Below are 17,653 nucleotides of genomic sequence, written 5' to 3'. Positions count from 1 at the left end.
GGCAAAGGAACCCCAAAGGAGAGCTGAGCATGGCCAAGAGGCGCTTCAAGAACAAGAAGGTCCGCTACGTGGCGATCGGGGCCTCACTCGCGACCTGCGCGGCCGTCGCCACCGTGCTGCTGCCGTCGGCCAATGCCGCCGACGAAAAGACGCCCGAGCAGATCATGCAGATGTGTGAACAGTCCAGGGTGATCAGCGGTGAGAAGCAATCGTTGGACAGCAGCTTCGCGGACGGTTTCCTGGCCGACTCGTGCGAGTTCGTCGAGACGAAGTTCGAGACCTTCGACGGACCCACGCAGAAGGTCACGGTCGATTTCCCGAACTGCGAACCGAACGCCACCGAACCCACGAAGGTCACGACCAAGTGGTCGCAGGGTATTGGTCAGGGCGAGGGCAAGTACTCCGCGACGCAGCAGGGTGGCTCGGCAGGCCTTTTCGGATTCCTGAACGGCTTCTACCAAAGCCACAAGGGAACGCTGGACCTGACCATCAAGACGGTGACCGCCTCCGAGGACGAGGGAAGGGAGGTCCCCGTCGGGAAGGTTCTCGCTGTGGAAATGACCCCGAAGATGCAGCGTATGACCGGTTTCTGGCGAGTGAAGATCGACGCCGTCGAGGCGACCACCACCACCAACGCCGTCCCGGAGCAGATCTTCGAGGCACCGGAGGACGTCGAGGGGCCCGTCGTCCTGCCAGGAGCCGCAGGCGCACCCGGAGTCGCGGACTTCGTCTCCGAGGCGGTCCTGACCGACTGCTGACGGGCCGCCCCGCCCGGTCCCTCCCGTTCCTCCTCCGTCGCGGGCACTCCCACCCGCGATGACCCTCACCTCTGCACTCCAACGAACTCGCACAGGAGACACACCATGACACGCACCGGCCGCAGTGGAACTCACCGGAGCAAGAAGAAGCGCATCCTTCTGGCCCTGGCGCCGGTGGTCGCCCTCGCGGTGGCCGTCCCGCTGATGAGCAACGCGGGTGCCGCCACCCCCGACGAGGTGTCCGCCGACTGCAACGCGAACTCGGATAAACTGGAGAACTGCGAGTTCGTCGACGTCCAGAACAAGCGCGACAGTTTCGGGCCCAACGAGCGGGTGTCCTCCGTGACCGACAACTGTGGAATCACGTCCGCGGCGACGAAGACGTTCGGCGTCAGCTCATCGGTGACCCGGATTATTCAGCTGGAGGACGGAACCAGCGCCGAGTCCAACACCATCCTGGGAAACTCGGTCGCCTCGGTCGGCTTCAAGTACAACTCGGTGGACTTCAACATCACGCGTGACGACAAGACCACTTCGTTCTCCTTCGACATGAGCGGCACGGTGAATCCCGACCACATCGGGTTCTTCATGTGGTCGAGCAAGCGCACCGATGTGAGCGGCTTCCTCAAGGCCACCTACAAGGAGGCACAGGACGGCCAGAAGGTGTTCTTCTCCCCCTCGGAAGGGGGCACCACCGTGCACGTCTTCTATCCGCAGATCCTGGACAGCGGAACCCCGGACGGCCGCCTCTGGCTGCGCAATGTCAAATGCGGCACCCCGCAGGCCGACGGAATCATCAACAGCGATGGAAGCAGTCGCGCAGAACCCGGATTCGGTGAGGGTGGCGAGAACATCACCGACGTCGAAGTCGCGCTGCCGAACGCCTCGTAGCAACAGCGGCGCCGACAGGCGGGTGAAGCGGGATCGAGCCCCCGGTACGAATACACGGGGGCTCGATCCCACGAACGTTCTCACACACGAACCGAAGGTTTCTCACCCACGGACCGTTCGTTCTCATACGCGAATCGAGAGCGCCGCCCCCAGCCACTTCACGACAGCTTCCGTGCTCCCCCGGGCATCCAGCTTGGCGTAGATGTTGCTGAGGTTGTTGCGGACGGTCTTCTCGCTCAGCCCTAATCGCAGGCCGATCTCCTGGGCGCCGAGGCCGGTCGAGAGCAGTTCCATGATCTCCCGCTCCCGGGGCGAGAGCAGGGAGCGCAACTGCTCCGTCTCCTCCCCGCCGGCCGGCATCCGCCCGGCGGCCTCCCGCAGGGCGGCGCACGCGGTCGGCGAAAGGTAGGTGTGGCCGACCACGGCGGCGACGGCCGCCGCGGACAGCATGGTGGTGCAGTAGTCGCCGTCGACCAGGTAGCCCGCGCCGCCCTGGAACACCTCGACCACCGTCTCGGTGTCCCTCACGGGGCTGACGACGACTACCGGGGCAGTCGTCGCGCCCCTGGCCTTCAACAGCTCCGCGAAGTCGGCCGACGGATCCTGGCACCGGAGAACGACGACGTCCGCCGCACCCTCCAACGGGCTTTCCCGGAGGGCGCGGTAGGGCGGGGACACGGGCAGCACCCGGCCCACGTACGGGTCGGCCGGCACCGGCCAGTCCTCGTACGGCCAGTCGCCGTCCCCGTCGGCGCGGGCGAGCGCGACGGTCAGCTTGCGGGAGGGACCCATGGGAAGGATGGTGCCGACGGGCGGAGCGGAGGTGTCTATTAGCTCGGAGATGTGCGCGGAACCGTGCTGTGAGCCGTGCTCTGAGCCGTGCTCTGAGCCGTGCATGGAGGTTCGGACGTGCTGGGGGGATCGCACTTCGCGTGTCCTTCCGCCGTGGCCATGACGTCCTTACATACGCGGCCTTACATACGCGGCACGAGCGGATTTTGTTCGAAGTTTCAAGAATGAACGGTCTGGCTGTCAGACAGTCGTGTCCCACGGTGCCTGAAACAGCACCTACAACAGCGGGGCGACCTCGGCCCCGAACGCGGCCATCTGGTCGGTGAGTTCGGCACGGCTCCGGCTGCGGAACCGCACCTGGATCTGGTGCACCCCCATCGCCCGGTACGCGCGCAGCGACTCGGCGAGCACCTCGGGGGCCCCGCTGAGGGTGCGGCGCCCCACGCTCCACCCAGGCTCCCCCACGTACAGCGGCTCGGTGATCGCGCCGACGACGAGGGGCTCGACGACCCCCGCCTCTTCTCTCAGCCGTCGGACACGGGCGATCTGCTCGGGCAGCCGCTCCCGCGGGTCCCCCTGCGGCAGCCACCCGTCGCCCCTGACCGCGGCCCGCCGGACGGCGGCGGGCGAGGACCCGCCGACCCAGACGGGCACCCGTTCCTGCGCGGGCCTGGGCCGCTGCCCGAGCCCCTCGAAGTCGTACAACTTCCCGTGGTGGGTGGGGAATTCATCGGGCCCGAGGGCGGCCCGCAGCGCGTCGACGCACTCGTCGAGCACGGCCCCGCGCCGCTCGAAGTCCACCCCAAGGACCTCGAACTCCTCCTGTACGTGTCCGGCGCCGACCCCGAGGATCAGTCGCCCTCCGCTCAGGTGGTCGAGGGTCGCGTACTGCTTCGCGGTGAGCAGCGGGTGCCGCAGCCCGACGACCGCGACATGGCTCAACAGCCGTACGCGCTCGGTGACCGATGCCAGAAAGGCGAGGGTGGCGACGGGGTCGTACCAGACCGTGCTCATCGCGGAGGCGAGGCGGCGCGGGATGGCGACGTGGTCGCAGCTCGCGATGTAGTCGAAGCCGGAGCGATCGGCGGTGCGGGCGATCTCGACGAGGTCGCCGGGACCCGCGTCCGCCTCCCAGGCCTCCGCGTACATGGTGCTCTGGGACTGGACGGGCAGCTGGATCCCGTAGGTGAAGGACACCTTGCCGCGGGCTGCGTTGCCGGAGGATGAATTGCCGGAGGACGAATTGCCGTTGGAGGCGCTCAACGGGCACCGCCCGGCCCGGCCCACAGCCCGTCCTCGGTCAGCCCCAGGAGCTCGATCGCGTTGCGCCGTACGATCCGGTCGACGACGTCCGCGTCCAGGTGACCCATCTGCGCCTCGCCGACCTCCCGCGACTTGGGCCAGGTGGAGTCGGAGTGGGGGTAGTCGGTCTCGTACAGCACATTCCCCACGCCGATGGCGTCGAGGTTCTTCAGCCCGAAGGCGTCGTCGAAGAAGCAGCCGTAGACGTGCTCGGTGAAGAGTTCGGACGGCGGCCGATGGACCTTGTCGGCGACGCCGCCCCAGCCGCGGTTCTCCTCCCACACGACGTCCGCGCGTTCGAGGATGTACGGGATCCAGCCGATCTGGCCCTCCGCGTACATGACCTTGAGGTTCGGGAAGCGCTCGAACTTGCCGCTCATCAGCCAGTCGACCATCGAGAAGCAGCAGTTGGCGAAGGTGATGGTGGAGCCGACGGCCGGCGGGGCGTCGGCGGAGGTGGAGGGCATCCGGCTGCTCGACCCGATGTGCATGGCGATGACGGTGCCGGTCTCGTCGCACGCGGCGAGGAACGGATCCCACTCGTCCGTATGAACGGAGGGCAGTCCGAGGTGCGGAGGTATCTCGGAGAAGGCGACGGCCCGTACCCCGCGGGCGGCGTTGCGCCGCACCTCCCGCGCGGCGAGTTCCGCGTCCCACAGAGGTATGAGGGTGAGCGGTATCAGGCGGCCCGCCGCATCGGGGCCGCACCACTCGTCGACCATCCAGTCGTTGTAGGCGCGCACCGAGAGGAGCCCCAGTTCTCGGTCCTTGGCCTCGGTGAAGGTCTGGCCGCAGAAGCGGGGGAAGGTGGGGAAGCAGAGGGCGGACTGGACGTGGTTGACGTCCATGTCGGCCAGGCGCTGCGGGACGTCGTACGAGCCCGGGCGCATCTGCTCGTAGGTGATGACCTCGAGTTTGATCTCGTCCCTGTCGTATCCGACGGCGGTGTCGAGACGGGTGAGGGGGCGGTGCAGGTCCTCGTAGACCCACCAGTCGCCGATCGGGCCGTCGTCCCCGGGGTTTCCCATGACCGGGGCGAACTTGCCGCCCAGGAAGGTCATTTCCTTGAGCGGGGCGCGGACGATGCGCGGCCCCGTGTCCCGGTACTGCGACGGGAGCCGGTCCCGCCAGACGTTGGGGGGCTCCACGGTGTGGTCGTCCACCGAGATGATCTTCGGAAAGGTCTCCATCTGTTTTACGGTAGCGCTGATCTGACGACCCGTCAGCTATCGGGCGGCGGCTCTCTGGAATGCGGGAACCTCGTCACGGGGTTGCGGGGAGGGGGTGTGGGCTCTGTGAGGGCTTGCGCCACTCGGCACGGCGGCCTGTGATCGGTATCTCCCACGGCTGACGCATCCGCCATGAACAAGGCAAACTGGCCTGGTTGTCATGACGTTTCGGCAGGGGGCAGCGATGGACGGTGTACCGCGAGTACCGGAGCAGTGGCGTCCCGAGGATTCGGCGGCGCTCCGCTTCAGCGTGCTCGGCCCGGTGCGCGCCTGGCGTGGGGCGGATTCCTTGCCCACCGGGTCCCCCCAACAACGTGCCCTGCTGGCGGCCCTGCTGCTCCGCGAGGGCCGCACGGCCACGGCGGGCGAACTGATCGACGCGTTGTGGGGGGAGGAGCCGCCTTCGCAGGCGTTGGCGGCGGTGCGTACGTATGCCTCGCGGTTGCGGAAGATCCTCTCCCCCGGTGTGCTGGTCAGCGAGTCGGGCGGATACGCGGTCCGGCTCACCGACGAGTCCGGCGTGGGCGCTTCGCTGGACCTCGCGCTGGCCCAGGAGCTGGCGGCCGACGCCGAGAAGGCGAAGACGACGGGCGACCTGTGCCATGCGCGCGCCCTGCTGAACAAGGCGCTGAGCATGTGGGACGGCGAGGTCCTGGCGAGCGTCCCGGGCCCGTACGCGGAGACCCAGCGCACCCGCCTGGAGGAGTGGCGGCTCCAGCTGATCGAGTCCCGGATGGACATGGATCTGGAGCAGGGGTGCCATGCGGAGGCGGTCTCGGAGCTGACGGCTCTGACGGCCGCGCATCCGCTGCGCGAGCGGTTCAGGGAACTGCTGATGCTGGCGCTCTACCGGTCCGGCCGTCAGGCGGAGGCACTCGCGGTCTACGCGGACACGCGACGCCTGCTCGCCGACGAACTGGGGGTCGACCCCCGTCCCGGTCTGAAGGAACTCCAGCAGCGGATCCTCCAGGCGGACCCGAACCTGGCGGAACCGTCCGCTCCGGTGGCGGAGCCGGCCGCCGCTCCCGTACGCCCCGCGCAACTCCCCGCCACGGTCTCCGACTTCACCGGCCGGGCCTCCTTCGTCTCCGAACTCGGCGATGTGCTGGCCTCCGCCGAGGGCCGGGTCATGGCGGTGTCGGCACTGGCCGGCATCGGCGGCGTGGGCAAGACGACACTCGCGGTGCACGTGGCACACCAGGCCCGCGGGGCGTTCCCGGACGGGCAGTTGTACGTGGACCTGCAAGGCGCGGGGGCACGGGCCGCCGAGCCGGAGACGGTTCTCGGCGCCTTCCTGAGGGCCCTGGGCACGGCGGACTCGTCGATACCGGACTCCCTCGAGGAACGGGCCGCGCTGTTCCGCACGATGCTGGACGGCCGGCGGGTACTGGTGCTGCTGGACAACGCCCGGGACGCGGCGCAGGTACGCCCGCTGCTGCCGGGCACGGAGGGCTGCGCCGCGCTGATCACCTCCCGGGTGCGGATGGTGGACCTGGTCGGGGCCCACCTGGTCGACCTCGATGTGATGTCCCCCGAGGAGGCCCTCCAGCTCTTCACGAAGATCGTGGGCGCGGAACGGGTCGCCGCGGAGAGAGAAGCGGCGCTGGACGTGGTCGCGGCATGCGGCTTCCTGCCCCTGGCGATCAGGATCGCCGCCTCCCGCCTGGCGGCCCGGCGGACGTGGACGGTATCGGTCCTCGCTGCGAAACTCGCGGACGAACGACGCCGCCTGGACGAGCTCCAGGCCGGGGACCTGGCGGTAAAGGCCACCTTCGAGCTCGGCTACGGCCAGCTGGAGCCGGCCCAGGCCCGCGCCTTCCGCCTGCTGGGCCTCGCGGACGGCCCGGATATCTCCCTGGCGGCGGCCGCGGCGGTACTGGACCTCTCGGTCGAGGCGACCGAGGACCTGCTCGAATCCCTCGTCGACACCTCACTCCTGGAATCGGCCGCCCCCGGCCGCTACCGCTACCACGACCTGGTCCGGCTCTACGCGCGTGCGTGCGCGGAGCGGGACGAGCAGCCGCCCAGTGAGCGGGCGGCGGCGATGTCGCGGATGCTCGACTTCTACCTGGCCACGGCCGCCGGGGTCTACGCGATCGAGCGGCCCGGGGACCGACTGGTGGATCACCTGGAGGTGACGGAGTACCCGGGGCTGCGGTTCACGGAGGGCAGCGCGGCCCTCGACTGGCTGTACAACGAGGCCTCGCCCCTGCTGGCCTGCGTACGGCAGTCGGCGGGTACGGACCGGTTGCGGCGGGCGGTCGACCTCCTGTGGATGGCCAAGGACCTGACCGAGTCGGGCGCGAACTCCCACCAGTACGAGACAACGGCCAGGGCGGCGTGCGAGGCCACCCGGGCTGCGGGAGACGTACGTGCGGAGGGCAGAGCGCGTACGACACTCACCCAAGTCCTCCTGGTCGCCGGGCGTATCGAGCAGGCGGCGGAACAGGCCGAGCTCGCCATGGAACTCGCGGCCTCCGCGCAGGACATCACCGCGAGGAGCTGGGCGGCCAACGACCGGGGCAACATCTTCCTGCGGCAGAAGCGGTATGTGGACGCCAAAGCTCTCTTCGACCAGGCGATAGAGGGCTACCGGGCGGTCGGCAACAGGCTCAACGAAGCAGTCGCCCTGGCCAACCTCTCCCGCGCCCACCTGGGGATGGGCAACGTCGCGAAGGCGGTCGAGATCGCACAGCAGGCGCTCGCGGCCCACGCCGAGCTGGGGAGGCCGATGCGCAAAGCCAACGGGCACTACAACCTGGGAATGGCTCTGGCCGGGGCCGGACGTCACGCCGAGGCGCTCAGCGAGTTCTCGGACGCGCTGAGCATCTTCACCGATCACCGTCAGCGGCTCTGGCAGGGAAACACCCACTTCCGGATCGCCGAAGTGCATCTCGCCGTCCGTCACCCCGCGCGAGCGGCCCAAGGGGCTGAACAGGCGCTCGCCCTGGGCTGCGTCGGCGGCGACTGGATGCGGGGCAATGTCCTGACCCTCCTCGGGCGGGCACTCTCCGCTCTGGGGCAGGCGGACCGGGCGCAGGCATGCTGGCGGGAGGCTCTCAACCTCTACGAACAGAGCGGCGTCGCCGAGGAAGCCAACGAGGTACGCGCGTTGCTCAGGCCTGCCGCGGCGGCCTGAGCATGCCTGAGCATCAGAGGCGCTCCAGTATGTTACGGACGTTCAGCATTCGTTTATCGCCGCCAGGCACTCTCATATCTGTCACACCGTCGCGTCGGGGGGCAGACGGTCTGACGAGGAGCCGACCGCGGGGGATACGGCTCCACGACGCCCGTCCGGTGGCCCTCGGGGGAGCATCCGGACGGGCGTTCCTCACTCCACCTTCACTAGAGCAGAGGAACTCGATCACATGACCGAGAAGCCCAAGGACACGGACGTCAAGCCCTACGACAACAGCCCGCCCAGCCCGCCGGCAAGCGAGGAGACCTTCACCACGCTGGACAACAGCCCGCCCAGCCCGCCGGCGAACGGCGGGGACGCCACCACGCAGGACAACAGCCCGCCCAGCCCGCCGGCGAACGAAAAGCCCGTCAAGCCCCTGGACGACGGCGCGTCGGGCTGAAGTCCCAGTAGCCCACTCCTCGACGGGGATCGGCCGCGGTGGCGCGGAGGGGGAGCCACCGCGGCCGAAGTCTGTCCGGGCACCGGTTCGGGCCAATCGGTGGCCCGAACCGCTCGATGCCGTCGAACAGACATCCCGCTTGTCGCTGGCGTCCCTTGATGTCCGGAAGTCCCCTCTCCCACAGGAGCCGGCATGACCCGAGCCAAGAAGATCCTCACCACGATCGCCCTGTTACTCACCGCCGCCGCGGCCTCCGCGAGCCCGGCCCTGGCCGACAACTCGCTGCCCGCGCCTGCCCCGGACACGGCTGTTTCCGTGGCCCCGCCGGCCAACTCCGCGCCGTAGAAGACCCGATGGGGGCCGAGCCGGGCGGGCTCGGCCCCCATCGCCGCTGTGCTCCGTCGCTCCGCTCCTCGGTCAGGGCCTGAATCCAGGCGACGCGGTCACCACGCCCGGGGTGGTGGGCCGCGCCGTCGGGGCGTTCGCGGGCGGGGCCTGCTCAGGCCGTTCCCAGTGCGCCGACGCGAAGAGGACGCCGACCACCACGGCGGCCAGGACGAGCAGCAGAACGGCGCGGCGAACAGGAACACTGACGAGCGGCCGGAACCGGGCACTGCCGGACGGCGGGGCGGCGGGCCGCAGATCGGACAGGCCGACCGAGTCCGCCCGGGCCCGCAGGGCATCGCCCAGCCGTTGTTCGAGGGGATCCGGGGGCGGGCCGGAGCCGTGGTCGTGTTCGATCATCGCGACGCCTCCGGGATCACGCAGGACTTCAGGACTTCAGGACTTCAGGACTTCAGGACTTCAGGACTTCAGGACTTTCGGGCCTGCAGCTTCAGGGCCTCAGAGCCTCATCAGGGGGTTCTTCGGCTGCCGACGGGCGGACAGTGCAGGGCGGCGGCCGCGACCGCCGGGATCTCCTCCCGCCGGTCCGGCACCCCCCGCCGCCCGGACCGGACCCGCAGGAGCCACCGGACCGAGGGACGGTGGGGCCGCCGGGCACACGCCCGGCGGCCCCACCTCACCTCAGGCCGGACCGCTGAACAACCCGAAGCCGATCAGCGGTCCCCCGCCCGCGTTTCCCCAGGGATCCCCCCGGATCCCCCGGCTCCCGCGGGTTTCCCGGCTCCCCCCGGTCCCCGGCCGTCAGTGCCTCGAAGGAGCGAGAGGCTTCGCATCCATGTAGGAGTCGGGCTTCGCGACGTCGTCGCTGTCGCCCGGGACCGCGTCGACCGGGTCGTCGTCGCCGGGGCCGGGCTCGACGCACCCGTCACCGTCGCCGGGCACCGCGTCGATAGGGCCCCCGGCGCCGACGTCGATCCGCCCCTTGTCGTCGATGGTGACGTCCGTGTAGGAGTCGGGCTTCGAGAGTTCGCCCTTGCCGGGCACCGCGTCGACAGAATCCCTGTCACCGAGGTCGATCGGACCCTTGTCATCGATGTCGACGTCCTTGTACGAGCCCGGCTCAGGGAGTTCGCCCTTGCCCGGCACCGCGTCGACCGGCTCCGGCTCCTCGCACACGTCGGAGTACCACACCCGCTGGACCTTCTCCGGGGCGGGCGCGGAGTTGCCGGCGCTGGCCTGGGCGGTGAACGCGCCGCCCATACCGATCGTGACGGCGGCAGCGGCAACTCCGACGGCGATACGCAGCCGACGCGAACGGAGGCCGCCTCGGGCAGTCTGACCTGCGAACATGTGATTCCTCGAATCGTCGATGGTGACTGGTTCTGTCGGGCCACCGCCACAGGTGGCTTCCCGTGGCGAAGGCCTTGGCTCGGAGGCGCCTCCACCCGGACAGACGTTCCGGCCGCATCGAGGTTGCAGGTCCGGGAAAACTTTTCCCGCGGGCACCACAAGGCCGCGACAACCCCGGAGGGAAAGCCGTCGCGGCCGGGGCACCCCGGTCTCAGGCGCAGAGTTCGCCGTCGATCAGGTCGTTCTGGGCCTTCTCGGTCGAGAGGTCGGAGGCGCCGTCGCCGGTCGAGTTCAGGGCCACGGCCCGGCGGCCGTCCGGGCTGACGCCGTCGCGGGTGGTGTAGCCGGGGAGATCGCCGCCGTGGCTGTAGTAGACGCCGCCGCAGGTCAGCGGGATCTCCATCAGGCCCAGGCCGTAGCGCGCGCCGGGCCACACCGGGTCCATCTCCGCGGCCCGTACCGTCGTCCTCATCTCCGCGAGCTGGGCCGGGCGCAGCAACTTGCCGCCCAGGAGCGCCTGGTAGAAGCGGGTCAGGTCGGCCGTCGTACCGATCATGGCGCCGGCCGCGCCCCCGGCCGACGGGTTGAACGCGGTGGTGTCGATCGTCGGCCCGGTCTTCTCGAAGTCGGAGTAGCCGTGCAGGTGGCGGCCGTGGATCCGGGAGTCCGTCGTCGGGGCGGAGGTGTCGCGCAGGCCCAGCGGGCGGATGACCCGCTTGGTGACCTGCTGCTCCCAGCTCTGCCCGGTGACCTTCTCGATGATCATTCCGGCGAGGATGTAGTTGGTGTTGGAGTACGACCACTTGGCGCCGGGCTCGAAGTCCGGGGCGTGCCGCATCGCGATGCCGACCAGCTGCTCCGGGGTCCAGGTGGTGTAGCGGCCCGCCTGGTAGGCGTCCACGCTGGTCAACGCGGGGAAGTCCGCGGTGTAGTTGAACAGTCCGCTGGTGTGCTGGAGCAGCTGCCGTACGGTGATCCCGCTGCTGTCGTTGCCGTTGCCGGACACCGCTCCCGGCAGCCAGTGCTCGACCGTGTCGTCCAGCGACAGGCGTCCCTCGCCGACGAGTTGGAGTACGACCGTGGCGACGAACGTCTTGCTGGCGCTGGCCATCCGGAACCGGTCGCCGGAGCGGGCTGCGGCGCCGGTGGCCTTGTCGGCCACCCCCGCGGTGGCGTACCGGGAGCCCCGCGGCCCCGTCGACTGGGCCACGACACCCACGGTCCCGGTCTTCAGGATCGCGTCCACGCCCGCCTGAAGACGGTCGTGCGCCGGCTTCGCCGCCTGCCCCGTCGCGTCCGTCGCGTCCGTCGCGTCCGTCGCGTCCGTCGCGTCCGTCGCGCCCGCCGCGCCCGCCGCGGGCAGGGTCAGTCCGATACCGGCCAGGGCGGTCACCAGCGTCGTTGCCACGATGCGGGAAGTGAGCTTCGTCTTCATGCGGGCGGGCTCCTTGCGGGTCGGTCGTCGTACCGCCGTTGCGGTGTGATCACCAACCTAGGAATTCCGGCCCCCCGTCACGATCCGGCAGCCTGGCCGTTCGAAGCGGGGGCTCACCCCACCGTGCCGGTAGCGCCTGCTGCACCCGACCCGCTCCGACCTCGGCCAACACCGCCGCGATCAAGGGCTGGTGACGGTACGTCAGGTGCGGCGGCGCGCGTCGTCGAGGTAGCGCAGGACAGCCGCGACCCGCCGGTCCACCTGGTCGGCGGGCGACAGGTCGAGCTTGGCGAAGATGCTGCGGATGTGCTTGTGGACGGCGCCGTCCGTGACGACGAGCCGTTCGGCGATGGCGCCGTTGCCCAGGCCCTCGGCCATCAGCCCGAGCACGTCGCGCTCGCGCGGGCTGAGCCGTTCCAGACGGGTGTCCTGGCGGCTGCGGGTGAAGAGCTGCGCGACGACCTCCGGGTCGATGGCCGTACCCCCGGCGGCCACCCGGTTGAGCGCGTCGAGGAACTCCTCGACCCGGCCGACCCGCTCCTTGAGCAGGTAGCCGAGCCCGGTGACCCCACCGACGAGCAGCTCCGTGGCGAAGGACTGCTCGACGTACGCCGACAGGACGAGGACCGCGAGATCGGGCCTGCGGCGTCTCGCCTCGACCGCCGCGACGATCCCCTCGTCCGTATGCGTCGGCGGCATCCGTACGTCGAGGATGGCGACGTCCGGCTTGTGGGTGTCGATGGCGTCGAGGACGCCGTCGGCGGTTCCGGCAGTGGCCACCACGTCGAGGCCCTCCGCGCGCAACAGCAGGGCAAGCCCCTCCCGCAGCAACGGGTCGTCCTCGGCGATCACAATCCGCATGGCATGTCCACCTTGAGAGTCGTCGGGCCGCCGGGCGGGCTGGCCAGGTCGAGGGTGCCGTCGTGGGCCGCGACGCGGCGGCGGATGCCGGTGAGCCCGGAGCCGCCCGCCTCGTCGGCGCCGCCGCGGCCGTCGTCGGTGATGTCCAGCCGCAGCCGGCCGCCACGGCTGCGGACCGTGACGGTGGCGCTCTTCGCCCCGCTGTGCTTGGCGATGTTGGTCAGCGTCTCGGCGACCACGAAGTACGCGCTCGCCTCCACGGACGCGGCGCACCGCTCGGGCGCCTCGACGTCGATCCGGCAGGGCACCGGGCAGCTCGCGGCGAGCCCGGTGAGCGCACCTTCGAGACCGCGGTCGGCCAGCACGGGCGGCAGGATGCCCCGGGCGACCGAGCGCAGTTCGGCGAGGGCCTGCTCGGCGGCGCTCTGGGCCCGCTCCAGGAGTTCGTCGGCGCCCGCCGGATCGCGGGCCACCATGCGACGGGCGGCGCCGAGCAGCACGGTGACGGTGACGAGGCGGTTCTGGGTGCCGTCGTGCAACGACCGCTCGATGCGCCGCAGTTCGGTGGCGTGGGCGTCCAGGGCGGCGGCCCGGGTGGCGGTGAGTTCCGCGACGCGCAGGGACAGGTCGGTGTCGGGTCCGGCCGCGAGGAACGCGCGTCCCGGGCGCGCCTGGAGCCGTGCCATGGCGGGGGTGAGGCCCAGGATGATCGCGATCCAGCCGAGCCCCAGCAGAGTCACGGCCAGGGCGTCGGGCCAGCCCTGGGCATGGCCGAGGCCCACGGACGTACTGGTCGCGCTCTCCGGCATGAGGCGCCAGTACAGCGGGAACAGCGCGTCGCGTACGGCCATCAGCGGCAGCAGCAGCGCGATCAGGCCGAGCAGCAGCCCGAGCGTGCCGTGCCGGGCCAGCCAGCGCAGCTCCCGCCGGGTGGCCGGATCGACGAGGGCGAGCCGCAGCCTGGCAGGAGCCGGGTCGGGCCCGATGATCTCGGGACCCCACCGGGCGAGCCGGTGGCGTTCACGGTCGGCGAGGGAGTGCAGGGCGCGCAGCACGGCCGGGGCCATGAGCAGTCCGACGCCCACGACGGACGTCACGGCCGAGACGGCCAGCCAGATCAGCACGGCCGGCGCGAGCATCGCGGTCCCGAGCCCGCCGATGAGCTGTCCGAGCGCGGCGACGGCAGCCTCGGCGGCCCGGATCGCGCTTGCCCTGATCCCGGGCCGGTCCGCGTCGGCCGGCTCACCGTGCCGGGTCGAGGTCGACATCCGCACCACCTCTCTCCCTCGTCAACAGCCCTGTGCGGGCGGCCGGTTCGCTGTCGATGAGGAGCGTAGGGGTACAGCCTGCTGTACCCCCACTCGGGCTGCTGGCTGGCTCGGCCGCGCAGGGTGCTGATCCGTAGCTTCGAAGCACGCCGGCGGGACCCGCCCAAGGGCCCCCGGAACGCGACGAGTTCGGAGAAGGACAGCGATGACGACCACAGACCCCTACCGCCTCACCGGCGGCACAGAGACCCCGGACGGGACGAGGCCCGGCGTGCAGCGGGCCGACATCGTACGTACGGCGCTGTGGCTGGTGCTGGTCATCAGCACCGTCGGCAACATGGTGGCCTCCTACGGCGCCGCCTCCACCCGGGTCCACCTGGCCTGCGGCGCCGTCACCGCGCTGTGCGTGACCGCGCTCGTCATCCGCCACCTGCGGGGCCGGCGATGAGCGGCGTCCACGCGGGAGCCGCCCACCCGATGGCGACACGGACCGCTCCCGCCATCGCGCTGGCGAACGTCAGCAAGACGTACGCGGGAGGCGTCCACGCCCTCGACGACGTGTCGCTGGCCGTGGAGCACGGCACGTTCCTCGCCGTGATGGGGCCCTCCGGGTCCGGCAAGAGCACGCTGATGCACTGCGCCGCCGGCCTCGACTCCCCCACCTCGGGGAGCATCCGGATCGGCGGCCAGGAGATCGCCGGGCTGAACGAGACCCGCCGCACCGAACTGCGCCGCGAGCACATCGGGTTCGTGTTCCAGTCCTACAACCTGGTGCCCGCGCTCAGCATCGCCGACAACATCACGCTGCCGCTGCGCCTGGCTGGGCGGGCCCCCGACCGGGAGTGGCTGCGGACCCTGGTCGAGCGGGTCGGTCTCGGCGACCGCCTCTCGCACCGGCCCGCCGAGCTCTCCGGCGGCCAGCAGCAACGGGCCGCGATCGTACGGGCGTTGGTGGCCAAGCCGGCCGTCGTATTCGCCGACGAGCCGACCGGGGCGCTGGACCTGCGCAGCGCCCACGAGGTGCTCGGCCTGCTGCGCGAACTCGTCGCCGAGCTGCGCCAGACGGTGGTGATGGTCACCCACGACCCGGCCGCCGCCGCCCAGGCGCACCACGCGGTGGTGATGGCCGACGGCCGGGTGGTCGAGCGCCTGTACCAGCCCACCGCCCCCGAACTGGCCGACCGCCTCGTCAAGCTCGGAGAGGTCTAGAACCATGCTGCATCTCGCGGTCCGGATGGCCGGACACCGGATCACCGCCCTGCTGGCGGTGGCGTGCGCGGTCCTCGGCGGGGCGGCCCTGATCACCGGCACCGGAGTGATGGCCGAGTCCGGGTTCCGCTCCCAGCTGCCGGCCGGGCGCCTCGCCGGCGCGGAGGTCGTGGTCTCCACCGAACAGAGCTTCAGTTCGGGCCCCGACCTGCCGATCGCCCTCCCGGAGCGCGGCGCGGTCCCGGCCGAGCTGGTCGACGAGCTGGCCCAACTGCCCGGCGTCACCGCGGCGGTCGGCGACATCGGCTTCCCCGCCGCCCTCGTCGACGCCTACGGACGGGTCGTACCGACCCAGGATCCGCGGACGGCCGGGCACGGCTGGTCCTCGACGAAGCTCCTCGTGGAAGCGAAGGTCGACGGATCCGCTCCGGCCGGCACCAACGAGGTCGCCCTCGACAGCGCCACGGCCGCCACCGCGGGAGTCCGGGTGGGCGACAGGGTCGAGGTCGTCGCCGTCGGCCGCGCCGCAGCCGCCTACCGCGTCACGGCACTGGTCGACGCACCGGACGCGGGAATCCTCTTCGCCGACCCGACGGCCGTACGGCTGTCCGGCCGCGCCGCCGGAGAGCGCGCCGGGACCGTGGACCTCGTCGCCCTGCGCACCGAGCCCGGCACCGAAGCCTCGGTGGCCGCCGCGGCCCGCGAGAAGATCAAGGACACCCGCAAAAGCACCGCCAAGAACACGGACACCAGCACCAGCACCAGCGCCGAGGCCGACGCCCCCGCCAACCTGATCGTCTCCACCGGCTCCGAGCGCGGCGACATCGCCTCACCCGGCGCGGGCGCCGCCCGCTCCCTGCTGATCCTGCTGGCCAGTTCGCTCGCCGGAGTCATCATGCTGATCATCGGATTCGTGCTGGCGAGCGCGCTGGCCGTGTCGATCGGCGGCCAGCGCCGCGATCTGGCCCTGATGCGGGCCGTCGGGGCAACTCCCAAGCAGATCAGGCGACTTGCGGCCGGACAGGCCTCGATCATCGCGGCCGTGGCGGTCGTGCCCGGAGTCGGCCTCGGCTATCTGCTGGCCGGACAGTTCCGGCGGATGCTCGTCGACCGCGAGGTGATCCCGGAAACCCTGCCGCTCACGTTCAGCCCGCTGCCCGCGCTCGCCACCGTCCTGCTCCTCGGCCTCGCCGTGCAGGTGTCGGCCCGCGGCGCCGCGTGGCGCACCTCGCGCATGCCGGCCACCGAGGCGGTCGCCGAGTCGCGCAGCGAACCCCGCACCCCGTCCAAGATGCGGGCGCGCTTCGGGCTGCTGCTGATCGTCGCCGCCACCACGCTGTCGGTCGTACCGCTGCTGAGCCGTACGGTCCTCGGCGCGACGGCCACCTCCATGGCCGGGATCATCGGGGCGATCGGCCTGGCCCTGGCGGGACCCGCGCTGGTCCGGGGCATCGGCGACGCGGCGGGCCGGCGGCTCCGCCCCAGTGTCTCGGCGCCGACCTGGCTCGCGGTGTCCAACATCCGCGGCTACGCGCTGCGGCTCTCCGGGGTCGTCAGCGCCCTGGCCATGGCGGTCGTGTTCGTCCTGACCTACACCCTCGCCCAGACGACCGTCATGAGCGCCACCGCGCAGGACACCCGCACCGGCACCCTCGCCCAGCAGCGCCTGACCGCGCCGGGCCTCGGTGGCCTGCCCGCCGGCACCCTCGCCGCCGTCACCGGGACCTCGGGCGTCGAGGCGGCGGCCCCGGTCAGCGACACCACCGTGATCCGGGAGTACAAGCAGTTCGGTGACCCGGTCGTCGAATCCGGCTCGGCCATGATCCTGACCCCGGCCGCGTCGGGCGTCCTCGACCTGGACGTACGGGACGGGAGCCTGGCCGAGCTCACCGGAGACACGGTCGCCGTCAGCACCGAGGTCGCCCGCTCCCCCGGCTCGGGACTCGGCAGCCGCGTCACCCTGGTTCTCGGGGACGGCACCCGGGTCACCCCCAAGGTCGTCGCCGTCTACGACCGAGGCCTCGGCTTCGGCCCGATCGCCCTCTCCCACGACCTCGCCGCGGGCCACACCACCGCGGGCCTCGACCAGAGCGTCCTCGTCCGCACCGACGGCACCGACAAGGCCGAGCGCGCCCTCACCGCCCTCGCCGCGGCCCGCCCCGGCCTGGCCCTCGCGCCCACCGACACCGGGTCGGGCGAGAGCTTGAGCGACGCCCCGCCGACGGTCTGGATCAACCTGGCCCTCATCGTCGTACTCCTCGGCTACCTCCTCCTCAGCATCGCCAACAAGCTCGTCGCCACCACCGCCCAGCGGCAGGGCGAGATCGCCACACTCCGCCTCAACGGCACCACGCCGCGCCAGATCCTCGCGATGATGCGCCGCGAGGCCGCGGTGATCGGGGCCGCCGCCCTCACCACCGGCCTGCTGCTGTCCGCGATCCCCCTCGCGCTGCTCGGCATCGGCTTCCTGGACCGGCCGTGGCCCGCGGGCCCGGTGTGGCTGCTCCCCGCCGTCGCGCTGACCGTGATCTGCACCGCGTTCATCACGGTCGAACTCCCCACCCGACAGGCACTGCGCACGGCCCCCGCCCATGCGCTGTCCGCCCGCGAATAGGGCCAGGCACCACGAGGA

General features: G+C 71.1%; 16 protein-coding genes. 8 read left to right on the top strand and 8 right to left on the bottom strand.

Annotated features, from left to right (window positions below):
• Positions 1-29: 29 nt before the first annotated feature.
• Positions 30-758, top strand: a complete 729-nt coding sequence (locus ACIBEI_RS26965) for a hypothetical protein (protein ID WP_398892815.1) — start codon at positions 30-32, stop codon at positions 756-758.
• A gap of 105 nt (positions 759-863) precedes the next feature.
• Entirely contained in the window at positions 864-1,649 is a 786-nt protein-coding gene (locus tag ACIBEI_RS26960; RefSeq protein WP_398892814.1) for a hypothetical protein, read from the top strand.
• A gap of 123 nt (positions 1,650-1,772) precedes the next feature.
• Here the strand turns inward: ACIBEI_RS26960 and ACIBEI_RS26955 are convergent, their stop codons facing one another.
• From ACIBEI_RS26955 to ACIBEI_RS26945, 3 genes are all read right to left on the bottom strand, one after another.
• Positions 1,773-2,441: a response regulator transcription factor gene (locus tag ACIBEI_RS26955; protein WP_398892813.1), complete on the bottom strand. Its 669-nt coding sequence runs from the start codon at positions 2,439-2,441 to the stop codon at positions 1,773-1,775.
• A gap of 276 nt (positions 2,442-2,717) precedes the next feature.
• Positions 2,718-3,638: an LLM class F420-dependent oxidoreductase gene (locus tag ACIBEI_RS26950; protein ID WP_398892911.1), complete on the bottom strand. Its 921-nt coding sequence runs from the start codon at positions 3,636-3,638 to the stop codon at positions 2,718-2,720.
• A gap of 62 nt (positions 3,639-3,700) precedes the next feature.
• Positions 3,701-4,933, bottom strand: coding sequence for an amidohydrolase family protein (locus ACIBEI_RS26945; protein WP_398892812.1), 1,233 nt, complete (start codon positions 4,931-4,933; stop codon positions 3,701-3,703).
• A gap of 223 nt (positions 4,934-5,156) precedes the next feature.
• On the opposite strand from ACIBEI_RS26945, the gene ACIBEI_RS26940 reads away from it, so the two are divergent.
• The 3 genes from ACIBEI_RS26940 to ACIBEI_RS26930 all read left to right on the top strand — a co-directional run bounded on the left by ACIBEI_RS26940 (position 5,157) and on the right by ACIBEI_RS26930 (position 8,898).
• Complete coding sequence (locus ACIBEI_RS26940; RefSeq protein ID WP_398892910.1) at positions 5,157-8,111, top strand: BTAD domain-containing putative transcriptional regulator; 2,955 nt, start codon at positions 5,157-5,159, stop codon at positions 8,109-8,111.
• A 229-nt stretch (positions 8,112-8,340) separates the two neighbouring features.
• A complete protein-coding gene (locus tag ACIBEI_RS26935) occupies positions 8,341-8,553 on the top strand; it encodes a hypothetical protein (RefSeq protein ID WP_398892811.1) in 213 nt (70 codons plus the stop codon).
• 192 nt (positions 8,554-8,745) lie between these two features.
• Positions 8,746-8,898, top strand: a complete 153-nt coding sequence (locus ACIBEI_RS26930) for a hypothetical protein (protein ID WP_398892810.1) — start codon at positions 8,746-8,748, stop codon at positions 8,896-8,898.
• 72 nt (positions 8,899-8,970) lie between these two features.
• On the opposite strand, the gene ACIBEI_RS26925 is transcribed toward ACIBEI_RS26930, so the two are convergent.
• The 5 genes from ACIBEI_RS26925 to ACIBEI_RS26905 all read right to left on the bottom strand — a co-directional run bounded on the left by ACIBEI_RS26925 (position 8,971) and on the right by ACIBEI_RS26905 (position 13,812).
• A complete protein-coding gene (locus ACIBEI_RS26925) occupies positions 8,971-9,297 on the bottom strand; it encodes a hypothetical protein (protein WP_398892809.1) in 327 nt (108 codons plus the stop codon).
• A gap of 402 nt (positions 9,298-9,699) precedes the next feature.
• Complete coding sequence (locus ACIBEI_RS26920) at positions 9,700-10,248, bottom strand: hypothetical protein (RefSeq protein WP_398892808.1); 549 nt, start codon at positions 10,246-10,248, stop codon at positions 9,700-9,702.
• Between the two features lie 211 nt (positions 10,249-10,459).
• Positions 10,460-11,683 (bottom strand): serine hydrolase domain-containing protein, encoded by a 1,224-nt coding sequence (locus ACIBEI_RS26915; protein ID WP_398892807.1) that lies wholly within the window; start codon positions 11,681-11,683, stop codon positions 10,460-10,462.
• A 201-nt stretch (positions 11,684-11,884) separates the two neighbouring features.
• Positions 11,885-12,544 (bottom strand): response regulator, encoded by a 660-nt coding sequence (locus ACIBEI_RS26910; RefSeq protein WP_398892806.1) that lies wholly within the window; start codon positions 12,542-12,544, stop codon positions 11,885-11,887.
• Positions 12,532-13,812, bottom strand: a complete 1,281-nt coding sequence (locus ACIBEI_RS26905; protein ID WP_398892805.1) for a sensor histidine kinase — start codon at positions 13,810-13,812, stop codon at positions 12,532-12,534. The genes ACIBEI_RS26910 and ACIBEI_RS26905 overlap by 13 nt, the downstream gene beginning before the upstream one ends.
• A gap of 205 nt (positions 13,813-14,017) precedes the next feature.
• Between ACIBEI_RS26905 and ACIBEI_RS26900 the strand changes: the two genes are divergently transcribed.
• The 3 genes from ACIBEI_RS26900 to ACIBEI_RS26890 are packed head-to-tail and all read left to right on the top strand — an operon-like array spanning position 14,018 to position 17,635.
• Complete coding sequence (locus ACIBEI_RS26900; RefSeq protein WP_398892804.1) at positions 14,018-14,260, top strand: hypothetical protein; 243 nt, start codon at positions 14,018-14,020, stop codon at positions 14,258-14,260.
• Positions 14,257-15,021: an ABC transporter ATP-binding protein gene (locus tag ACIBEI_RS26895; RefSeq protein WP_398892803.1), complete on the top strand. Its 765-nt coding sequence runs from the start codon at positions 14,257-14,259 to the stop codon at positions 15,019-15,021. Before ACIBEI_RS26900 ends, ACIBEI_RS26895 begins: the two co-directional genes overlap by 4 nt.
• A 4-nt stretch (positions 15,022-15,025) precedes the next feature.
• The gene (locus ACIBEI_RS26890; RefSeq protein ID WP_398892802.1) at positions 15,026-17,635 is read left to right on the top strand and encodes an FtsX-like permease family protein; all 2,610 of its coding nucleotides are present in this window, start codon (positions 15,026-15,028) and stop codon (positions 17,633-17,635) included.
• Positions 17,636-17,653 lie beyond the last annotated feature (18 nt).

Source organism: Streptomyces sp. NPDC050988 (assembly GCF_044456225.1).
Lineage (GTDB): Bacteria > Actinomycetota > Actinomycetes > Streptomycetales > Streptomycetaceae > Streptomyces.
Note: the sequence above shows the minus strand (reverse complement) of the source record. Positions and strands in the feature narration are given on the sequence as shown.

Coding starts and splice junctions, on each gene's coding strand:
- ACIBEI_RS26965 (WP_398892815.1), top strand. CDS start 30: ATGGCCAAGAGGCGCTTCAAGAACAAGAAGGTCCGCTACGTGGCGATC.
- ACIBEI_RS26960 (WP_398892814.1), top strand. CDS start 864: ATGACACGCACCGGCCGCAGTGGAACTCACCGGAGCAAGAAGAAGCGC.
- ACIBEI_RS26955 (WP_398892813.1), bottom strand. CDS start 2,441: ATGGGTCCCTCCCGCAAGCTGACCGTCGCGCTCGCCCGCGCCGACGGG.
- ACIBEI_RS26945 (WP_398892812.1), bottom strand. CDS start 4,933: ATGGAGACCTTTCCGAAGATCATCTCGGTGGACGACCACACCGTGGAG.
- ACIBEI_RS26940 (WP_398892910.1), top strand. CDS start 5,157: ATGGACGGTGTACCGCGAGTACCGGAGCAGTGGCGTCCCGAGGATTCG.
- ACIBEI_RS26935 (WP_398892811.1), top strand. CDS start 8,341: ATGACCGAGAAGCCCAAGGACACGGACGTCAAGCCCTACGACAACAGC.
- ACIBEI_RS26930 (WP_398892810.1), top strand. CDS start 8,746: ATGACCCGAGCCAAGAAGATCCTCACCACGATCGCCCTGTTACTCACC.
- ACIBEI_RS26925 (WP_398892809.1), bottom strand. CDS start 9,297: ATGATCGAACACGACCACGGCTCCGGCCCGCCCCCGGATCCCCTCGAA.
- ACIBEI_RS26920 (WP_398892808.1), bottom strand. CDS start 10,248: ATGTTCGCAGGTCAGACTGCCCGAGGCGGCCTCCGTTCGCGTCGGCTG.
- ACIBEI_RS26915 (WP_398892807.1), bottom strand. CDS start 11,683: ATGAAGACGAAGCTCACTTCCCGCATCGTGGCAACGACGCTGGTGACC.
- ACIBEI_RS26910 (WP_398892806.1), bottom strand. CDS start 12,544: ATGCGGATTGTGATCGCCGAGGACGACCCGTTGCTGCGGGAGGGGCTT.
- ACIBEI_RS26905 (WP_398892805.1), bottom strand. CDS start 13,812: ATGTCGACCTCGACCCGGCACGGTGAGCCGGCCGACGCGGACCGGCCC.
- ACIBEI_RS26900 (WP_398892804.1), top strand. CDS start 14,018: ATGACGACCACAGACCCCTACCGCCTCACCGGCGGCACAGAGACCCCG.
- ACIBEI_RS26895 (WP_398892803.1), top strand. CDS start 14,257: ATGAGCGGCGTCCACGCGGGAGCCGCCCACCCGATGGCGACACGGACC.
- ACIBEI_RS26890 (WP_398892802.1), top strand. CDS start 15,026: ATGCTGCATCTCGCGGTCCGGATGGCCGGACACCGGATCACCGCCCTG.